17 protein-coding genes, 6 pseudogenes, 2 riboswitches and 1 other annotated feature are annotated in these 18,373 nt (G+C 44.2%); of the genes and pseudogenes, 9 read left to right on the top strand and 14 right to left on the bottom strand.

The window, feature by feature from the left end; translation table 11 throughout:
• Positions 1 to 39: 39 nt before the first annotated feature.
• Positions 40 to 196: riboswitch (SAM riboswitch) on the top strand.
• An 83-nt stretch (positions 197 to 279) separates the two neighbouring features.
• Positions 280 to 2,568, top strand: a complete 2,289-nt coding sequence (metE, locus tag AXI59_RS10890) for a 5-methyltetrahydropteroyltriglutamate--homocysteine S-methyltransferase (RefSeq protein ID WP_061528191.1) — start codon at positions 280 to 282, stop codon at positions 2,566 to 2,568.
• Positions 2,569 to 2,608: 40 nt separating this feature from the next.
• Here metE and AXI59_RS10885 read toward each other — a convergent pair whose 3' ends face one another.
• Complete coding sequence (locus tag AXI59_RS10885; RefSeq protein WP_061523504.1) at positions 2,609 to 3,235, bottom strand: histidine phosphatase family protein; 627 nt, start codon at positions 3,233 to 3,235, stop codon at positions 2,609 to 2,611.
• 134 nt (positions 3,236 to 3,369) lie between these two features.
• Between AXI59_RS10885 and guaD the strand changes: the two are divergent.
• Both guaD and AXI59_RS10875 read left to right on the top strand, forming a co-directional pair.
• Positions 3,370 to 3,552, top strand: a pseudogene (gene guaD / locus AXI59_RS10880) (guanine deaminase); the annotation flags it as partial.
• 420 nt (positions 3,553 to 3,972) lie between these two features.
• Positions 3,973 to 4,320: an S-Ena type endospore appendage gene (locus AXI59_RS10875; RefSeq protein WP_061528190.1), complete on the top strand. Its 348-nt coding sequence runs from the start codon at positions 3,973 to 3,975 to the stop codon at positions 4,318 to 4,320.
• Between the two features lie 270 nt (positions 4,321 to 4,590).
• On the opposite strand, the gene AXI59_RS10870 is transcribed toward AXI59_RS10875, so the two are convergent.
• Positions 4,591 to 5,415 carry a CotY/CotZ family spore coat protein gene (locus AXI59_RS10870; RefSeq protein WP_061523502.1) on the bottom strand — a complete coding sequence of 275 codons (825 nt, stop codon included), beginning with the start codon at positions 5,413 to 5,415 and terminating at the stop codon, positions 4,591 to 4,593.
• Between the two features lie 207 nt (positions 5,416 to 5,622).
• On the opposite strand from AXI59_RS10870, the gene AXI59_RS10865 reads away from it, so the two are divergent.
• The 4 genes and pseudogenes from AXI59_RS10865 to AXI59_RS20630 all read left to right on the top strand — a co-directional run bounded on the left by AXI59_RS10865 (position 5,623) and on the right by AXI59_RS20630 (position 7,768).
• Positions 5,623 to 5,946 carry an S-Ena type endospore appendage gene (locus AXI59_RS10865; RefSeq protein ID WP_061523501.1) on the top strand — a complete coding sequence of 108 codons (324 nt, stop codon included), beginning with the start codon at positions 5,623 to 5,625 and terminating at the stop codon, positions 5,944 to 5,946.
• Positions 5,947 to 5,971: 25 nt separating this feature from the next.
• The gene (locus tag AXI59_RS20730) at positions 5,972 to 6,340 is read left to right on the top strand and encodes an S-Ena type endospore appendage (protein WP_061523500.1); all 369 of its coding nucleotides are present in this window, start codon (positions 5,972 to 5,974) and stop codon (positions 6,338 to 6,340) included.
• 177 nt (positions 6,341 to 6,517) lie between these two features.
• Positions 6,518 to 6,865 (top strand): annotated as a pseudogene (locus AXI59_RS20160) (deaminase); the annotation flags it as partial.
• 133 nt (positions 6,866 to 6,998) lie between these two features.
• A pseudogene (locus AXI59_RS20630) lies at positions 6,999 to 7,768 on the top strand (BclA C-terminal domain-containing protein).
• 11 nt (positions 7,769 to 7,779) lie between these two features.
• Here AXI59_RS20630 and AXI59_RS10850 read toward each other — a convergent pair.
• From AXI59_RS10850 to ohrB, 4 genes and pseudogenes are all read right to left on the bottom strand, one after another.
• A pseudogene (locus tag AXI59_RS10850) lies at positions 7,780 to 8,903 on the bottom strand (glycosyltransferase); the annotation flags it as partial.
• A 4-nt stretch (positions 8,904 to 8,907) separates the two neighbouring features.
• The gene (locus AXI59_RS10845; RefSeq protein ID WP_061528189.1) at positions 8,908 to 9,381 is read right to left on the bottom strand and encodes a hypothetical protein; all 474 of its coding nucleotides are present in this window, start codon (positions 9,379 to 9,381) and stop codon (positions 8,908 to 8,910) included.
• Positions 9,382 to 9,403: 22 nt separating this feature from the next.
• Positions 9,404 to 9,922, bottom strand: coding sequence for an alpha-helical endospore appendage domain-containing protein (locus AXI59_RS10840; protein ID WP_061528188.1), 519 nt, complete (start codon positions 9,920 to 9,922; stop codon positions 9,404 to 9,406).
• A 129-nt stretch (positions 9,923 to 10,051) separates the two neighbouring features.
• Positions 10,052 to 10,461: pseudogene (gene ohrB, locus AXI59_RS10835) on the bottom strand (organic hydroperoxide resistance protein OhrB).
• 131 nt (positions 10,462 to 10,592) lie between these two features.
• Between ohrB and AXI59_RS10830 the strand changes: the two are divergent.
• The gene (locus AXI59_RS10830; RefSeq protein WP_061528187.1) at positions 10,593 to 11,039 is read left to right on the top strand and encodes a MarR family winged helix-turn-helix transcriptional regulator; all 447 of its coding nucleotides are present in this window, start codon (positions 10,593 to 10,595) and stop codon (positions 11,037 to 11,039) included.
• Between the two features lie 30 nt (positions 11,040 to 11,069).
• Here AXI59_RS10830 and AXI59_RS10825 read toward each other — a convergent pair whose 3' ends face one another.
• The 8 genes from AXI59_RS10825 to AXI59_RS10790 form a co-directional block, all read right to left on the bottom strand.
• A complete protein-coding gene (locus AXI59_RS10825; protein ID WP_061528186.1) occupies positions 11,070 to 11,495 on the bottom strand; it encodes an organic hydroperoxide resistance protein in 426 nt (141 codons plus the stop codon).
• 117 nt (positions 11,496 to 11,612) lie between these two features.
• Positions 11,613 to 12,860 carry a glutamate-5-semialdehyde dehydrogenase gene (proA, locus tag AXI59_RS10820; RefSeq protein WP_061528185.1) on the bottom strand — a complete coding sequence of 416 codons (1,248 nt, stop codon included), beginning with the start codon at positions 12,858 to 12,860 and terminating at the stop codon, positions 11,613 to 11,615.
• Positions 12,857 to 13,969, bottom strand: coding sequence for a glutamate 5-kinase (gene proB, locus AXI59_RS10815; RefSeq protein ID WP_061523493.1), 1,113 nt, complete (start codon positions 13,967 to 13,969; stop codon positions 12,857 to 12,859). The genes proA and proB overlap by 4 nt, the downstream gene beginning before the upstream one ends.
• 66 nt (positions 13,970 to 14,035) lie before the next feature.
• Positions 14,036 to 14,248 (bottom strand) — a binding site (T-box leader).
• 89 nt (positions 14,249 to 14,337) lie between these two features.
• Positions 14,338 to 15,240: a formyltetrahydrofolate deformylase gene (purU, locus tag AXI59_RS10810; RefSeq protein ID WP_061523492.1), complete on the bottom strand. Its 903-nt coding sequence runs from the start codon at positions 15,238 to 15,240 to the stop codon at positions 14,338 to 14,340.
• Between the two features lie 71 nt (positions 15,241 to 15,311).
• A complete protein-coding gene (locus AXI59_RS10805; protein ID WP_156476264.1) occupies positions 15,312 to 15,629 on the bottom strand; it encodes a DMT family transporter in 318 nt (105 codons plus the stop codon).
• Complete coding sequence (locus AXI59_RS10800) at positions 15,626 to 15,964, bottom strand: DMT family transporter (protein WP_061528184.1); 339 nt, start codon at positions 15,962 to 15,964, stop codon at positions 15,626 to 15,628. Before AXI59_RS10800 ends, AXI59_RS10805 begins: the two co-directional genes overlap by 4 nt.
• Positions 15,965 to 16,031: 67 nt before the next feature.
• A riboswitch (guanidine-I (ykkC/yxkD leader) is annotated at positions 16,032 to 16,140 on the bottom strand.
• 31 nt (positions 16,141 to 16,171) lie between these two features.
• Positions 16,172 to 16,699 (bottom strand): GNAT family N-acetyltransferase, encoded by a 528-nt coding sequence (locus AXI59_RS10795; RefSeq protein WP_061528183.1) that lies wholly within the window; start codon positions 16,697 to 16,699, stop codon positions 16,172 to 16,174.
• A 97-nt stretch (positions 16,700 to 16,796) separates the two neighbouring features.
• Positions 16,797 to 17,315 (bottom strand): acyl-CoA thioesterase, encoded by a 519-nt coding sequence (locus AXI59_RS10790; RefSeq protein ID WP_061523489.1) that lies wholly within the window; start codon positions 17,313 to 17,315, stop codon positions 16,797 to 16,799.
• Positions 17,316 to 17,501: 186 nt separating this feature from the next.
• Here AXI59_RS10790 and AXI59_RS10785 point away from each other — a divergent pair.
• Positions 17,502 to 18,348, top strand: a pseudogene (locus AXI59_RS10785) (dimethylarginine dimethylaminohydrolase family protein).
• The last annotated feature ends 25 nt before the right edge of the window (positions 18,349 to 18,373 follow it).

Raw genomic sequence — 18,373 nt, 5'->3', positions numbered from 1 at the left:
AACAAATGATGTAACTTTTCAAAAAAATTCAAATACTTTCTCTTATCGAGAGTTGGGCGAGGGATTGGCCTTTTGACCCCAACAGCAACCGACCGTAATACCATTGTGAGATGGGGCGCGTGATATTTGCGCCGAGACAAAATTGTCTCTTAAGGCACGGTGCTAATTCCATCAGACGTGATCTGAGAGATAAGAGAGGCTGACTTTTGATGTTAAAGCCTCTTTCTCTCATGAGAAAGAGGCTTTTTATGTTACATCTCACTTAAAGGAGGAGACATAATGACAACAATTAAAACTTCGAATCTGGGCTTTCCGAGAATCGGCTTGAACAGAGAATGGAAAAAAGCGCTTGAAGCGTATTGGAAAGGAAATACCGACAAAGAAACGTTTCTTAAGGAGCTTGACGGATTATTTTTATCCGCGGTCAAAACACAGCTTGATCAAAATATCGATATTGTGCCGGTGTCAGATTTCACCCATTATGACCATGTGCTCGATACAGCCGTCAGCTTTAACTGGATTCCGGAAAGATTTCGCAGCATTACCGATCCCGTTGATACATATTTCGCCATTGCCCGCGGCGTAAAAGATGCCGTTTCAAGTGAAATGACAAAATGGTTTAATACCAACTACCATTACATCGTTCCTGAATATGACGAAAGCCTCGAATTCCGCTTAACAAGAAACAAGCAGCTTGACGATTACCGCCGGATCAAAGAAGAATTCGGAGCGGAAACAAAACCTGTCATCGTCGGTCCGTACACCTTTGTCACGCTTGCCAAAGGTTATGAAGAATCAGAAGCGAAAGCCATTCAAAAACGCCTCGTCCCTCTTTACGTCCAGCTTTTGAAAGAGCTTGAAGCAGAAGGCGTCAAATGGGTTCAAATTGATGAGCCTGCGCTCGTGACAGCTTCTTCTGAGGATGTCCGTTCCGCAAAAGAACTCTATGAAGGGATCACAAAAGAGCTGTCAGGCTTGAATGTTCTTTTACAAACGTATTTTGACTCCGTTGATGCTTACGAAGAGCTGATTTCTTATCCGGTACAAGGCATCGGGCTTGATTTCGTGCATGATAAAGGCAGAAACCTTGAGCAGCTGAAAACGCACGGCTTCCCGAAAGATAAAGTGCTGGCAGCAGGTGTGATCGACGGACGCAACATTTGGAAGATCGATGCTGAGGAACGCCTTGATGCGGTTCTTGACATTCTGAGCCACGCAGATATTGAAGAGCTGTGGATTCAGCCTTCCAGCAGCCTGCTGCACGTCCCGGTAGCAAAACATCCTGATGAGCATCTGGAAAAGGATTTGCTGAACGGACTGTCGTACGCAACAGAAAAATTAGCTGAACTGGGCGTCTTGAAGGAAGGGCTTCTGTCGGGAAAAGCCGCGATCAGCGAACAGATTGAGCAATCCAAAGCCGCTCTGGATACTTTGAAGGCTTTCGCAACAGGAGCAAACTCCGATCAAAAAGAAGAGCTTGATCAATTGACAGAACAAGATTTTTCCCGTCCTGTGCCGTTTGAAGATCGTCTCACGCTTCAAAATGATTCGCTCGGCCTTCCCCTTCTGCCGACAACGACGATCGGGAGCTTCCCGCAGTCTGCTGAAGTGCGCAGCGCACGTCAAAAATGGCGGAAAAAAGAATGGACTGATGAACAGTACCAAGCATTTATTAATGCAGAAACAAAACGCTGGATTGACATCCAGGAAGAAATCGGCCTCGACGTGCTCGTTCACGGAGAGTTCGAACGGACGGACATGGTTGAATATTTCGGTGAAAAACTCGCCGGTTTCGCCTTTACAAAATATGCTTGGGTACAGTCTTACGGTTCACGCTGCGTGCGTCCTCCGGTCATTTTCGGAGATGTCGAATTTATCGAACCGATGACGGTAAAGGATACGGTTTACGCCCAATCGCTGACAGAAAAGCATATGAAAGGCATGCTGACGGGCCCTGTTACCATTTTAAACTGGTCATTCCCGCGCGCGGATATTTCAAGAAAAGAAATCGCCTTCCAAATCGGCCTTGCTCTCAGAAAAGAGGTAAAAGCGCTTGAGGATGCCGGTATTCAGATTATCCAAGTGGATGAACCAGCGCTTCGCGAAGGGCTGCCGTTAAAAACACAGGATTGGGATGAGTATTTAACATGGGCCGCAGAAGCATTCAGATTAACAACATCTTCTGTGAAAAATGAGACGCAAATTCATACACATATGTGTTACAGCAACTTTGAAGATATCGTTGATACGATTAACGACCTTGACGCAGATGTGATCACGATTGAACACAGCAGAAGCCACGGAGGATTTTTAGAATATTTGAAAGAGCATCCTTACGTAAAAGGCCTCGGACTCGGCGTTTATGACATTCACAGTCCGCGTGTTCCGGCTACTGAAGAAATCTATCAAATTATCGATGACGCGCTTGCGGTATGCCCGACTGACCGATTCTGGGTGAACCCGGACTGCGGGCTTAAAACAAGACAGCAGGAAGAAACCGTTGCAGCTTTAAAAAATATGGTCGAAGCAGCGAAGCAGGCAAGAAAGAAGCAGGCTCAGCTCGTATAAACGAAAAAAACCATCCGTTTTCCGCGGATGGTTTTTTCTATTATAATGAAGCGATCATATCGCGGTGTGAGCCGTCTCCTTCTTTCTCAATGGTGATATTCCCGTTTTCATCAACTGCCAGTACAGTCAGAGATGTATCATGAATATAGGAAGAATTCCAAAGCTCGGTAAGCTCCCGCTGTTTCACAATGTTCAAAAGCATTAGGATAAAGACAGAATGAGAGACGACAAGGATATGTCCGGATGAATGGCGCCTGATTAACATGTGAAGCGCCTCCTTGGCTCTCGTTTCAAGCTCGGCAAAGCTTTCCCCTGCCGCAGGCTCATATGCGGCAGGCTGATGAAAATAGGCATGCAGCCGTTCCTGTTCCGCTTTTTCAATCTCCTCTTGTTTTTTTCCTTCCCATTCACCAAGCGCCATTTCGCAAAATAGAGCGTCTTTCACGATCGGAATATCGCGTGTTCCCGCTATCGCTTTTGCCGTGTCCTCCGTCCGTTTGCTCGTGCTTATATAAATTCTCTCAAAATCAATATCTTTTACTCTTTCCCCAAGCGCCCTTGCATGACGGAGGCCTTTTTCGGTCACCTTTGAATCTTGTAAGCCCTGCATTCTTTTTTCCGTGTTCCAAACGGTTTGCCCGTGTCTGACGATATATAAATAAAGCATGCTTCTCCCCCTTTTCTGTCTTCTATTTTAATAAACGATCTAAATTTCCGCTGTTTTTTTTATTAATTTGTAAATGTTTTTCATTTTCATATTCAGCTATACTTAAAGCATTCGACCAACTGGGGGGAGCTTAGATGAATCATCATACTCAATTTTTAAAACGGGCTGTCACACTTGCTGTTGAGGGAGTCAATCGAGGCGCAGGGGGTCCGTTTGGCGCGGTTATCGTTAAGAATGGCACTATTATCGCCGAAGGCCAAAATAATGTGACGACAAGCAACGATCCGACCGCTCATGCTGAAGTTACGGCGATCCGTATCATAAGTAGATGAGGTTTTGGGGCTAAGATTAATGACAAGATTACAAGAAAATTTGTTTCCATTACACATGTGGGGTGCTTAACTTCTCTAACTTGTGTTAGTAAGCTTATTTGCAAGAAATTGATATGATCATTTTAACTATGTCAGAATGGTCACGTCAATTTCTTGCTTTTTTTAAGGGGAAATGAGAGATCTTTCTAATTACTTTCACCTTTTCAATATCCCTAATGGCAATTAACTCTTACCATAGGCGTATCTCTTTAATTTTGTATGGGGAGAAAATTTGTCCAATTAAAATTAGGCAAGAAAAAAGAGAGCCTGTTTATTTAAAATTCAGCGCTTAACATGTACAAATATATAAAGGCTGCATTAAATATAAAAGTATAAATAAAAATCTTATTATCAGGAGTGAAGTATATGTGCGGTAGTAAAGGAAACGACTGTTGCTGTTGCCCAAATGCAATGATTTTCCAAGAAGAACTTTGTGGGAATTTTGGAGCAATTGATGCAGCAGTGTGGACAGCACCAACAGTGAATGACTATATTCAAGGCACTTTTGAGGTATTTAATGCTGGACCAGGGACAGTAGACTTCTCTGTCACTTCCAATGGTGTTCTTAACCTTTTTCATGTTCCACCAGAAAACAGTATAGCTGTATCATTTAATAATCCGACACGCTTCGCAGTTCAAACTATTTTTGGCGAAGTGTATAACGGATCAACTGGAAAATGGTGTATCACATTATATAAAAGGATATTTGAATAAAAACTTTATTATTTCTCTAGAAATTGTCAGTTTACTAGACGAATCCTAATCTAATTTAACTATTATGTCTAAAGGTCCTTGTCTATATACGGTCCCCTAATATTATTTTCAGTCTTTAATAAGAAAAAACTTAGCATTATTAAAGTAACAGCCTGTGATTTACCATGAAAAAATCTTTTTTTAAACAGGACATCCAAATAAAAAGCTAATAGTGAAAAAAGGAAACTTTCTCTATTAGCTAAAAACCTATTTAATTATTTTTTTCTCCATTTACTCACAACCCATATGATGAGGATTCACCGGAATTAATTTTGTTAAAATGATGCAATATTTTCCGTTCGTTCCTTTAGGGGCATTAATGGTAAATGAGGTGGGGAAAGTTGTCGACCTGGTAATGGTTGAACCGGGTGGGACAGTTGGGAAGATTATAGGTTTACTTGCTTCAACAAAACCCTCTACTGATGAAGTGCTTTGTGCAGAGTTAAAAATTTGAAATGTTCCTTGTATATTATCAACCGATATTGCTTCCCATACGGTCTGTGTTCCGGGGCCAAAGTTACCGCAAATCTCCTCTTGAAAAATCTTAACCTTTTTATGAGGAGGGGGTGATACAGGTTTTTCATGGTGAGCTTTTACTGCCGGAAGACATTCGATGCCACAGAAACAACTTACATCGACCCTTAGACAAATTCCTGTTCTTATAAATTTTTTAACCTTTTTTCCTGAAAAAAAGCTACAGACATCATGATCGTGGTAAGAAGGATTACTCCATGTCTCACAATGAGGTTGTAATAGCTCTAATTCTACACAGCATTGATCATCATGCTCTTCTATGACTTTCGAAACACGAAATACCGGTGTTTTAAAACATTCGAAAGCTTCGTTAGACTCAAAAACACCAGAACCAATAAAAAAGTCACAAGTACTCTGGCATATAAGCATAATTGGAATGGTATTAAAATTAGCCCCCATCTCCAATGGTGAATTAAGATTCTGACAATGTATCTGATGCACCTCATTTGTGAGGGATTGAGCTTTGGCTATTTCTTTTAACGTTTTACAAATACACTGGGTGGAATTGTGATTGCAACTCACTGACTTTATAACCCCTTTCATATATTTCGGCTTTTATACCATATGCGTATGTCTATAATTTTGTGTTGAGAAGTTGTCCAATTAAAATTAGGCAAGGAAAAAGAGAGCCCATTTATTTAAAATTCAGCGCTTAACATGTACAAATAAATACAGACTGCATTAAATATAAAAGTATAAATAAAAATCTTATCATCAGGAGTGAAGTATATGTGCGGTAGTAAAGGAAACGGCTGTTGCTGTTGCCCAAATGCAATGATTTTCCAAGAAGAACTCTGCGGGAATTTTGGAGATATAGATCAAGTGGTTTGGACGGCACCTGCAGTGAATGACTATATTCAAGGTACTTTTGAGGTTTTTAATGCTGGGCCAAATCCGGTAGCTTTTGCCGTCCAAAATGGCGGTCCGAATTTTACCGTTCCTGCCGGAAATAGTCAAACCATATCGGTTAATAATCCGACTGTCTTGGGCATTGTATCTACTGGATCAACTGGAAAATGGTGTATCACACTATATAAAAGAGTATTTGGATAAAAATTATATAAAGGAGAAATGTATAATGTGTGGGTCTCAAGGATCTAATTTGGATTGTTGTTGCTGTCCCAATAGAGTAGTGTTTCAAGAAAAAATTTGTGGGAACTTAACAGGACCTCTTCCAGTCTCAGGAACTACTAGCTTTGTAGCATGGGTAGCTCCTGCTGTGAATGATTACTTTCAGGGAACATTTGAAATTTTTAATGCGGGCCCTGCTGGTACTATCAGCGCAGAAGTTATTGACACTTCCGGCACTATATTCCCAATAGTTGCAACACCGGGAAATTCCATTTCTGTATCAGTAAATAACCCTGCTTCTCTTACAATTATTAGCGTACCATTAGGAACTAGTGGGACATTCTGTATCAATTTATACAAGAGCATTTTTGCTTGATAATAAGATTCCTATAACATAACAGAATTATAATCACGATAAAAACTGTTTTTGTGTTTGTTTCTCTTTAGGTAGGAACAGTGCTGTGTAGTGGCAATAGCAAATTATACTTTAACAAAACTATTTAATTTTGGAAAGAAGATAGGGCTCTTATGATAAAAAAACTCATTTAGATGAGTTACGGCGATCCGAAATGCATGCAGGGCGCTTGTCTCTTATCAGCTTGACGATTGTGTGATTTACACGAGCTGCGAACCTTGCCCTATGTGTTTAGGCACTATTTATTTGGCAAGGTCCAATGCGGTTTATTATGCCTTCAGCCGCTGATGCAGGCTTTGATGACTCTTTTATATACGATGAAATAGAAAAACAGACATCAGAATGAATGATCCTTTTTATCAAGTGAGCCTTTCTGAACATTCAGCTCCTGTTACCGCTTGGAAATCGTTTGCCGAAAAAAAGTATATTGACTCTAGAAAACTGCTGAAACGGCAGGTTTTTCAAAATGTAAAATCGGTTAATTAAGGTAATAAATCCAGAAACATGGACAGAACAAATGAATATACTTATACAGTACTGATTTTTTTTGCTTGATCGGTATCCTTTTTAACTCTACGAAACTTGAGTGATCCCATATTAATTTATAAGGAGGGACATTGTGTCACAGCCTAATTTGCCTAATATCACTCCTGTCGTTACACTTTCAAGAGACGATACCATTAATCTTCTGCTTTCATCTATCGCTATGGAAGAGCTGGGAATGGCCCAGAAGGGGAAAAAATACAATACGCGCTCGGAACTCTTCCCGGATTAACGGGACCGACATCCAGCCTTGCCGATATTCTCAACTTGAATGAGAACGTCCGCGATACGCTTGACAGCTTAATGAAACAGGAGCTGCTTCTCGGATCGAAATTGGACAGTATCTCAAATATTCCTACACTGGCTGGGCCGACGGGCGATACAGGGATCACAGGAGCCACAGGGGTCACTGGACCGACCGGCATCACAGGAGCCATTCTAAACGCAACTTCTGCTTTTGCAAGTAACACGGGAGGCGGTATCGTCGCAGTTGTTGTCGGAGGCACAACCCTTTCCTTGCCAAATGACCAGAACCTTTCTGCTGATATTACAGTTAATGCTGCAAACACTGTATTTACTGTCGGACCGGCAGGGAGATATTATATCTCTTACCAGATCAATTTAACAGCCGGCTTACTTGTAAGCTCACGCGTTTTAATTAACGGCACAGCATTTACAAGTTCAATTATTGCTCCAGTCGCATCTTTGGCAAACTTTAATAACTCCTTTATTGTTACCTTGACTGCCGGAAGTACAATTCAGCTGCAGCTGTTCGGATTATTGGGTGCAGCGACGCTGCTCGGAGGCAGTGCCGGGGCGGCTTTAAACATTATCCGTTTGTCCTGACGGAAGATGCAGGCGTTTGTCCGCTGATCCTTTTTTAATTGAGACAATAGCGCTTGCGCCGGTTTGAATTGCGGATTGGCTTTTACAGATTTTTTGGCGTAAGCGATGGCCGTCATCTCATGATTTAATTCAGCATGACACATTGCGATATAATAAAAAGCCCTGAAATCAGCTGCTCCTTTTAAAATAAGGTGTCCCGCGTTTGCTTCTTGAATCTGTGTTCCGCTTTCAAATGCTTTTATCGCTGCCCGGTACTTTTTAAGATGGAATAAAACAAGGCCTTTATAATAGTGAATATTACTGTAATCAGGATACAGCCTCAGCACTTTATCAATTCCCTGCTCCGCCTCTTCATATCTTTTCAGCTCAAGTAAAATCGTATATTTTAAATAATATAAGAGAGATGGGGGCATCCGTTTTTCACTTAAAAACTGAAAAATCGAGCCGTTGACAAGGTGCAGCGCTTTTTCATAATCTTTTATTCTATAGCATTCACTTGCCAAATGATAGACAAGCCAAGGATCGGGATTTTCCTGCGAAAGCTCTTCATTTAAGATGCTGATGTTCCGTTTATGTTTTTACTTCACTTTTTCTTCTTGCTCCAAGTAGCCATAGTGATGAACCGCACAAGGCAGGGTAAAAAAAGCTTTGTTATCTTCCTCATTGGCTGATGTGATATTTCGTGTATTCTGCCTTGATAATAAAGGCCTTGGCCATTCCTGAACAGCCTTGGCTGCATGGTTTCAAACGCTTCGTTGTCGTCTAATTGCTTCCCCGTATAATTTACGATTTTTAAGAGGCCGCGGCTTGGCAATTCGTCATGCAGCAGCGAGGTTAAAAAGCTGCCCGTCTCCTGATCGAGCTCCTCGTCAGCGTCTAACATTAAAATCCAATCTCCCTCGGCATGCTGCAGGCCATAATTTCTCGCCTTTGAAAAGTCATTCTCCCATTCAAAGTCAAACACTTTGGCATTAAAGCTTCTGCAAATGGCTTTTGTATGGTCCTGTGACCCCGTTTCTACGATAACGATATCATCCGTGATGTCTTGTACACTTGATAAACAACGGGAAATATGGCGTTCTTCGTTTTTCACAATCATGCAAAGAGTCAGCTTTCGCTCCGGATTTCCGCTCATTTTCTCACCTTTCTCGTTTTTGGAGTTGTTGATTGAACCAAGGCCGTCCAGGCGTTCCGTTCATCGTGATGACTGTCGGGCGGACCCATCTGACGGCGGGTGCAGCAGGTGTTTCTATTTCATGTTCCTGCCATTGCTGAAGCAGCCTTATCGCCTGTTTCGTAATGGGATGCGCCTGAAATTCCCTAGGGCTTTCAGAAATGAATTTTTTCGTGCGGGCCGCAACTGCTTTCATTTCATGAAAGTGCCTCTCATACATATGCTTCTGCTCCCTTTCCATGCTGATCATTAAATACAGCCGCCCGCCCGTTTCCATCTGCCAGCGGCATAATGCGGAAAATAACCTGATCTCTTCTTTATAGTTTGAATTTTCCCTCTTATTGACTGTGATGGTTAATATATTTAACAAAGCGATTGTGAGACAATGCATCGCTTCGAACGATGTCTTGCGGGCCATTTCCATTTCTTGATACGGCATCTGGTTTCACCCGCCTCTCATTTTATGAACGCTCCCCTCTGTCCTCTTCACTGCCGCAATCCTCACACTCACAGCAATCAATGCGGCCGTAAAACAGCCCGTCGCACGGACCAGCATCAGGCGGCGGATTCGGAAAGTACGGGTCTTCAGGATCGTCTGGATCACAGGGTTCTTCAGGATCCCGCGGATCGTCCGGATCACAGGGATCATCGGGTTCGCCCGGGTCATCAGGATCATGGGGATCCATACAGATCTCCGAGTCCTGCAAATAGATAATATCCTCCAGCTTTGTCTGCAAAAAGAGCTGTGATTTCATGACAGTGCGCAAGAGCCGTTCTGTGCTTCTATTTAACACTAACAATTCCCGGAATGGAGGATCATCGGAAGCGTCGAGATATATTTGGATTTTTTCCGCTTCCGCCTGCAAAATATGGGATAGTCCGATTTCTTCCATTGCCACGGATGAAAGTAGGAGATTCAGGGTTTCACATCTTGTGAGTGTAACGTCGGGGGTGATGTTCGGTATGTTTGGAAGAGACATCGATTTCTCCCTCGTTTCTCATGGTGTATGAGCTATATATTATTCTTATTCCGCGAGAGAAGAGATCATTACTGATGTTTTCGTCATTAAAAAACATCCCGGACATCTGATCCGGGATGTTTGTCAGTTTTATTTCAGCTCAAGTTTGACATCGATATTTCCCTTGTTGCCTTTGAGTATGGGCAGAACTCGTGAGCAGCCTGGACAAGTTTCTGTGCTGTTTCTTTATCCAGCCCTTTTGTGTCAATGACGAGCGTTACACCGATTTTAAATCCGCCGTCGCTTTCATCCTTCATGAGGCTGACTTGTCCTTCGATTTCGGATTTCATGTCGATTTTATGTTTTTTGGCGGCGAGCTCAAGCGCTCCTCCGAAACAAGCGGCATACCCCGCTGCGAAAAGCTGTTCAGGGTTTGTTCCGGTATCTCCGTCTTTTTTTTCATTCGGCATGACGACATTAAAATCAAGCACGCCGTCATCTGATTTGATATGTCCTGCCCGTCCGCCGACTGCGGTCGCTTTTGAAGTAAATAGTGCCATTTGTTATCAGCCTCCTCATTGTACTTATTGTTTATATTACCCATGTATATATTTTTAAACATGATAGGAATAGGAAATAGGCCATTTTTCGGATACAATAGGAGTAACGTTAACAAAGAGTTGGTGAAATCATGGCAGAAAAAGAATTCGAACATATGAAACTGGAGAATCAGCTTTGTTTTTTGCTGTATGCAAGCTCAAGGGAAATGACGAAAAGGTATAAACCCCTTCTTGATAAGCTGAATGTGACCTATCCGCAATATTTGGCCCTGCTTTTATTATGGGAACATGAGGAGCTGAATGTAAAACGGATGGGTGAGCTCCTGTATTTGGATTCCGGAACCCTCACTCCCATGCTCAAGCGGATGGAGCAGCGCGGAATCATTATGAGAAAAAGATCGGCAGAGGATGAACGCTCCGTCACCATCCGGCTGACGGATGAAGGACGAGCTTTACAAGCAACTGCGGCAGATATTCCCGTTGTTATGCTGGAGCAGACGGGACGTTCTGAAGAGGAATTAAAGCAGTTAAAGTGCTCCCTTTATGAGCTGCTGAAAACATTGCACCGCATAAAATGAGGATGCCCTCCGTCAGGCATCCTCATTTTTTTATTCTGCTGCTTGAAGCTTCACTTCGATATTCCCGGCTGTCGCTTTTGAATATGGGCAGACACCGTGGGCTTTTTGGATAGGTGTTTCCAGATCCTCTTTATCAATACCGGATGCTTTGACCTCCAGGGTGACGCCGAGTTTATAGCCTTGATCCGCTTCATCTTTTAATAAACTTACGCGGGCTGTGACTTCTGTTTCAATCTTCAGGCGCTCTTTTCTGGCTACAAGCTGAAGGGCACTGTCAAAGCAGGCCGAATATCCGGCAGCAAACAGCTGTTCAGGGTTTGTGGCATGTTCCAGCTGTTTCGCACGCGGCGTTCCCGGCATTGCGACATCAAGATTCAGCACTCCGTCAGATGACATTACTTTTCCTTCTCTTCCGCCGGCGGCTGATACTGTTGCAGTAAATAATGGTTTTGTCATAAGATTCACCCCTAATATATTTTATACCATTAAATTGTTCACAATTAAAATAGAGCCGTCAATCTTTCCGTATGATGAAAAAAAGCTTACCCCTTAAGAGGGATAAGCTTTAAACGGTTACACACGGATTTGTCCGTTTCCTTTTATGATGATCTTTGTTGAAGTTAACGCAGGCAGCCCCATCGGTCCTCTCGCATGGAGTTTTTGCGTGCTGATGCCGATTTCGGCTCCGTATCCGAATTCAAAGCCGTCTGTAAATCGGGTAGATGCATTGTGATATACAGCGGCAGCATCGACGGCCGTCTGGAAATAGGCCGCGTTTTCGTTATTTTCAGTCAGAATGGCTTCTGAATGGTTTGTGCCGTATTGCTGGATATGGCGGACTGCCTCCCGGACGTCCGGCACTGTTTTCACACTGAGAATCGGCGCCAGATACTCCGCTCCCCAATCGGCCTCTTCGGCTTGTTTCGCTTCCGACTGCAATTCGCATATGACGTGATCTCCCCGAAGCTCCACTCCTGCTTTTACAAGCTGGTCCAATAGCTCTAAACCGTGCTCTTTCGCCCAGTTTTCATGAATCAAAAGAGATTCAATCGCATTACAAACGGATGGCCTCTGTGTTTTGGCGTTGATCACGACCTCACTTGCCATTTTTGGATCTGCTGATTCATCTATGTATACGTGGCAGTTCCCCGCTCCGGTTTCTAACACGGGCACCGTTGATTCTCTGACCACCAGATCAATCAGATTTTTGCCGCCGCGCGGGATTAATACATCCAATCCGTCATTTAATGTAAAAAGCTGTTTCGCTGTTTCTTTGCTTGTATCTTCGATAAGCTGAATCGCATCGATCGGAAGCTTTGAAAGCCCGAGCGCCCGTTTCATCACACTGACAAGCGCCTTGTTGCTGTGGATAGCTGACGAACTCCCCCGCAGCACAACCGCGTTTCCTGTTTTTAAGCAAAGTGTGGCCGCATCGACGGTTACGTTAGGTCTGGCTTCATAAATCATGCCTACGACTCCGAGCGGCACGCGGATTTTTTCGATGGATAAGCCGTTCTCTTTTTGAATGGTTTCCAATGATTCGCCGACGGGGTCTTTAAGCCCGATTAATAATTCCACCGCGTCCGCTATGTCGAGAAGGCGTTTCTCATCAAGGGTCAGCCTGTCGATAATGTCAGGTGTCAGCCCTTTCTTTTTCCCTTCTTCAATATCTTTTTGATTTTCTGTTAAAATCAATTGGCGTTCGTTTCTGAGTCCGTCTGCAATGAATTGCAGCGCTTCGTTTTTTTCAGCCGTCGTTTTCATGACCATTTCAGCGGCCGCTTCTTTTGCCAAAGCCGCTTTTTGCAATACTTCACTCATGTATTTTCCCCCTCGTCAAATAAATTCACCCAGTCGTCTCTATGAATCACTTCAACTTGTTTCATCTCATTAAGCTGATCGCTTCGCTTCCCTCTTACTTTCATAATCTGATCGGATGAGTAATGCGTCTGTCCTTTGCCGATGATGCCGCCGGGCCCTCTGACTTCCACCACGGCCCCTTTCGGGAAATGGCCGCGGACATCGGCGACGCCGGCCGGAAGGAGGCTGCTGCCATTATGAAGCATCGCCTGCTCCGCTCCTCCATCAATAATGATTTCCCCGGATATCGGAGAATGAAACATGATCCATTGCCGCGTATTATTCACTGAGGATAACTCTTTGTCGCCGATATATGTGCCGTCTCCATTTCCGTTTAAAATGGCGCTTAGCTTTTCTCTTCCGCTCCCGGTTCCGATAAACACCTTAACCCCGAGGGACAATGCGGTCTGGGCAGCGAGAAGTTTTGATTTCATGCCCCCCGTGCCGACCTTTGACCCGGCCGAGCCGGCGTAACCGAGCAATTCAGGCGTAATCTCATCCAAATAATCAAACCGTTTTGCGTCCGGATGTTCATTCGGATTGGCATCGTAAAGCCCGTTAATGTCAGTAAGAATCATCAATTGGTCCGCATGTATCAATCCGCTCACAAGCGCTGACAGCATGTCATTATCGCCGAAGGTCAGCTCTTCAACTGAAGTGGAATCATTCTCATTAATGATCGGCACAACTCCCCGCTCCAATAATTCCATGATCGTCGCATACGCATTTCGATACCGCTCTCTTTTTGAGAAATCAATTCTCGTCAATAGGATTTGTGCCGGAGTAAGGCCGTACCTTTTTAATTGGCTCATATATTGCTGCATTAAAAGTGTTTGACCGACCGCAGCCGCGGCTTGCTTCCCTTTAATCGTAACGGGGCGCGACGGGTAGCCGAGGGCAGAAAAGCCCGCAGCTACGGCGCCGGACGTAATGAGGATCATTTCATGGCCTTCCTGCTTTAACAAAGCGATGGCTTCAACATGCTCCTTTATTTTTGCTTCATCAATACTACCGTTACTGTTGGTGAGCGAACTGCTCCCGATTTTCACAACGATTCTTTGCTTTTTCATTGTTTTCTCCTCCGTGGCAATCAATCCAAACCGACTTTTCATAAAAAAAGCCCATTTCATCCTTCATATAAGGACGAAATGGGCTTTCCGTGGTACCACCTTGATTGAACGCGTTTTTCACGCGTTCCGCTTTCCTGTAACGCCAGGTATCGCGCTTGAGTTTTCCCCTCAAGACTCCAAGGCAGGTTCGGCAGGTTTCATGCGGCAAAATGTTTCAGCGGGCCATTTTGCTCTCTGTCACAGAAAATCCTGCGTACTAATCCTCTTCAACGCTCAGTGATTTTTTTATATTATGCAAAGAAAAAAGTATCTTGTCAAGATATTTTTTTCCATGAAAAACAGCCCGCCTCCTAAAGGCGGACCGTCAATTAATTAAATACGATTGTTTTGTTTTCGTGAACGATCACGCGGTCTTCCAAGTGCCATTTTACGGCTCTCGCCAATACGCTGCGCTCAATCGTTCTGCCGATATTTTTCAGGTCGTCGGCGTTATCTCTGTGATCCACGCGTTCGATATCCTGCTCGATAATCGGGCCTTCATCAAGGTCGTTCGTAACATAATGAGAGGTTGCGCCGATTAATTTGACTCCCCGCTCGTATGCCCGTTTATACGGATTCGCACCGATAAAAGCAGGCAGGAATGAATGATGGATGTTGATAATCCGATTCGGATGGGCCGATACAAAGTCAGGCGTCAAAATCTGCATGTAGCGGGCCAGAACAATGACGTCAATGTCATATTGCTTCAGCAATTCAAGCTGGTGACGCTCCGCTTCCGCCCTAATGTCTTTGTTTGCCTTCATATAGTGGAACGGAATATTCAGCGGCTCAACCAATTCTTTTGCATTCTCATGGTTGCTGATGACGACCGCAATTTCAGCCATCATATTTCCGCTTTGCCATTCCCATATCAGTTCATGAAGGCAATGCAGCTCCTTCGAGACAAAAATCGCCACCCGCTTCAGTTCGCTTGCCAAAGTCAGGCTCCACGTCATGCTGAATGTGTCAGCGATTGAGGCGAACGCCTGCTGTAATTCCTCTTTTTTCTCACGAATGCCCCGGCAGTCAAATTCGATTCTCAGGAAAAACCGTCCGCCTTCAGGGTCTGTTGTATATTGGTTTGATTCAATAATATTTGCGCCGTGATCAAACAAAAATGCAGATACAGCCGATACAATTCCCGGCTGGTCGGGACAACTGACAAGCAGGCGCCCTTTTTCTTCATTACCTTCACGGTATTCCTTCAGCCGCTGGGTCATATATGAATTCATGTTTAATCCCTCTTATCTTTGTAATTCGTAAACTAATTATCCATTATACTGAAGATTTGATAAAAATCAATTTACGAAAGGATTTTCAGCCCGACAGCGGCGCATAAAATTAACGCAATAAAAAAGATACGCTTTGCATCCTTCTGCTCGCCGTAGAAAAGAATACCGGCCAAAGCGCCGCCGGCCGTTCCGATACCGGTCCATACTGCATATGCCGTTCCCATCGCAATCGTTTCCATCGCATAAGAAAGAAGGGAAAAAGAAGCCCCGAAGCCAACGATAATAAAAAGAATCCACTTGAACGTTTTCTCTTTTTGATATTGATTTATCAGAATGACACCGAGCATTTCAAAAAGACCCGCGGCAATTAAGCTGATCCAATGCATCATTCACCCTCCTCCTTCGTTTCCGGATTATCCTGCGTTACCAGTTTTAAGCCAATGACGCCGATCAGCAAAACACCGATCAGCACGATTTTTACAGGAGCCACCTCTTCCTTAAACAGAATGATTTCACAAAGCACCGTTCCGGCCGTGCCGATCCCTGTAAATACCGCGTATACCGTGCCTACGGGCAGGCTGCTTGTTGCCTTTATTAATAAATAAAAGCTGATGACGATTCCCGCGGCCGTGCCGCTCCACGCCAGAGCTGAATCTGCATGTTTCAGCCCGGTGACCCATACGACTTCAAATACGGCTGCAAATATAACTAAACCCCATTTCATCTTCTTCACCCTTTCTGTTTCCGGGACCATACAAAAAAGCCCGGGCAGTCGTCTCTCATGAGATTGACTCTCCCGGGCTTTTTTCCCTCCGTGTGCATATGCGGGGATATGTCCGCATATGTGTTTTCTCTCGGACCAGACCATGTGACGCATGCGGAACCCTAGAAAACATGTCTGATTGTATGATACTACATCTTGATAAAACGTTCAATTGTCAGATTTTATTTCGTAAACCGCAAGCTGTCTGCCCCATTTTTCTACGGTTTGGCCGGTGACCATGCCGATCTTTTCTGCCACACGAACGGATGCGAGGTTATTCGGATCAATAAGCGCCGCCATCCGCCAGTAATGCAGCTTGCCGAAGCCGTATTCCAGACAGGCTTTGGCGGCTTCTGTCGCGTAGCCGCGCCCCCAATGACAGCGGGCAAACATATAACCGATTTCCATCACCGTGCTCCCGTTTACCGTCTGCGGCACGATCCCGCATTGGCCCAGAAACCCGCCAGTCTCCTTATCTTCCGCTATCCAGAGACTGACGCCGTACCCTTTTGCCAATCGTTTGTTCCAAGCAATCCATTCCTTCGTTTCCCGTTTACTTTTAAGAGAGGGATAATATTTCATGACCTCTGCGTCTGTAAACAGCTTATACAAATTCTGCTCATCACTATCCTGCATTGCCCGCAGGCGGATCCGCCCGGTTGTCAGGATGGTATCAGAAAGCTTGTTTTTCCCCATACGCGCCACGGCTCCTTTCCCTGTATAGATTATCTATACGAAAGGAAAAGTCCTTTTTCAGCCTGAAAAAACCGCTTTTAAAAAGCGGTTCTGACGGTTACCAAGGCTTATCAGTACCAAGCTCGTCTGCCAGGGCCTTGCTGTGCTTTAGGCGGTTTTTTCGTTCGGCGGCCCGCTGGACGGCAGTATTGTGAAGCATGATTTCTTCTTCTGTTTCCGGCACGATTCTCGGGACGGGTACGGATTTGCCGTTTGCATCAAGAGCGACAAACGTCAGAAATGATGTTGCCGCAAGCTCCCGTTCTCCCGTCATCAAATGCTCCTTAATCACTTTGACGAACACTTCCATAGACGATGTGCCTACCCAAGTGACATAGGATTCAAGGCAGACGGAATTATCTTGGCCGATCGGCCGCAAAAAGTCCACAGAATCCATTGACGCTGTGACTGTTTCACATCGGCAGTGCCGGGCCGCCGAAATAGAGGCAATATCGTCAATATAACTCATCAGCTTCCCGCCAAACAGCGTGTTGTGATTATTCGTATCAAGCGGAAAAACCCGGCTTGTTTTGACGACCCTTGTTTCTTTGCAAAATCTCGATTCAGGTAATTTCATGTCATTCAAACTCCCCTTTGGTGTCTGCTCAAATTGAGCCATTTGTATCACCTATTAAACAATACTTTTGCCGCTTTGTCTAAAATTTTAAATGTTAAGTTGGTTAGATGTTCTGCCAGAAATGTTTCATTATTCTTCACTTAAGGGAATAATATACGCACATGATCACGGACAGGAGGATTTTACATGGACGTATCCATTCCGAAATTCAAGCAGAAACCGGCATGCCGCAGTGAATATGATGCTTTACAAACGGTCATTTTATGCCAGCCAGAACATATGGCAATTAAAGATATTATAAATGAAACCCAAAAATATTTTGAACATGAAAATATTGACGTCAATTTAGCCAAAAAACAGCACAGCGATTTCCAGCATATTAAAAGAACATCATATTGACGTCATCATGCTTCCAGAGAATCGCGAATTGCCGGAACAAGTATTTACCCGGGATATCGGATTTGTTTTAGGCGGAACCGCCTTTATTTCCAATATGGCGGCCTCTGTCCGGCTGGGAGAGGAAAAGGCGCTTCAAAAGCTCCTTGAGGACGAGAACGTGCCCTTTATCCGCATGAAAGAAGCGAATATTGAAGGCGGCGACGTCATGATCGCAGGTGATACCGTTTATGTCGGGCTGAGCGACCGGACGGAAAAAGCGGCTGTTGCGGCCCTGCCGGCATACACTGTTGTGCCGATCCCCTTGCAGGAGGATTTTTTGCATTTGGGCTGTGTGTTTAATATTATATCGGACACTGAAGCGCTATACTGCCGTAAAGGCTTGCGCCAGAAAGAAATTGACCTTCTTGCAAAACGTTTTAAGCTGATTGAAGTTCCTGAGGAAGAACATTTTACGCTCGGACCGAATGTGCTTTCTATCGGTCATAAAACGATCATCAGCCTGCCTCAGCATAGCCATACGAATGGCGAGCTGAAGAAAAGAGGGTATCGCGTCATTGAAACCGACCTTTCCGAAATAATTAAATCCGGGGGTTCCTTCCGATGCTGCACCTTGCCGCTAGTCAGGAAATCATAAACATTTTAAAAGGCGGATTCCCCTA

The sequence above is a fragment of the Bacillus nakamurai genome (assembly GCF_001584325.1).
In the GTDB taxonomy this organism is placed as follows: domain Bacteria; phylum Bacillota; class Bacilli; order Bacillales; family Bacillaceae; genus Bacillus; species Bacillus nakamurai.
Note: the sequence above shows the minus strand (reverse complement) of the source record. Positions and strands in the feature narration are given on the sequence as shown.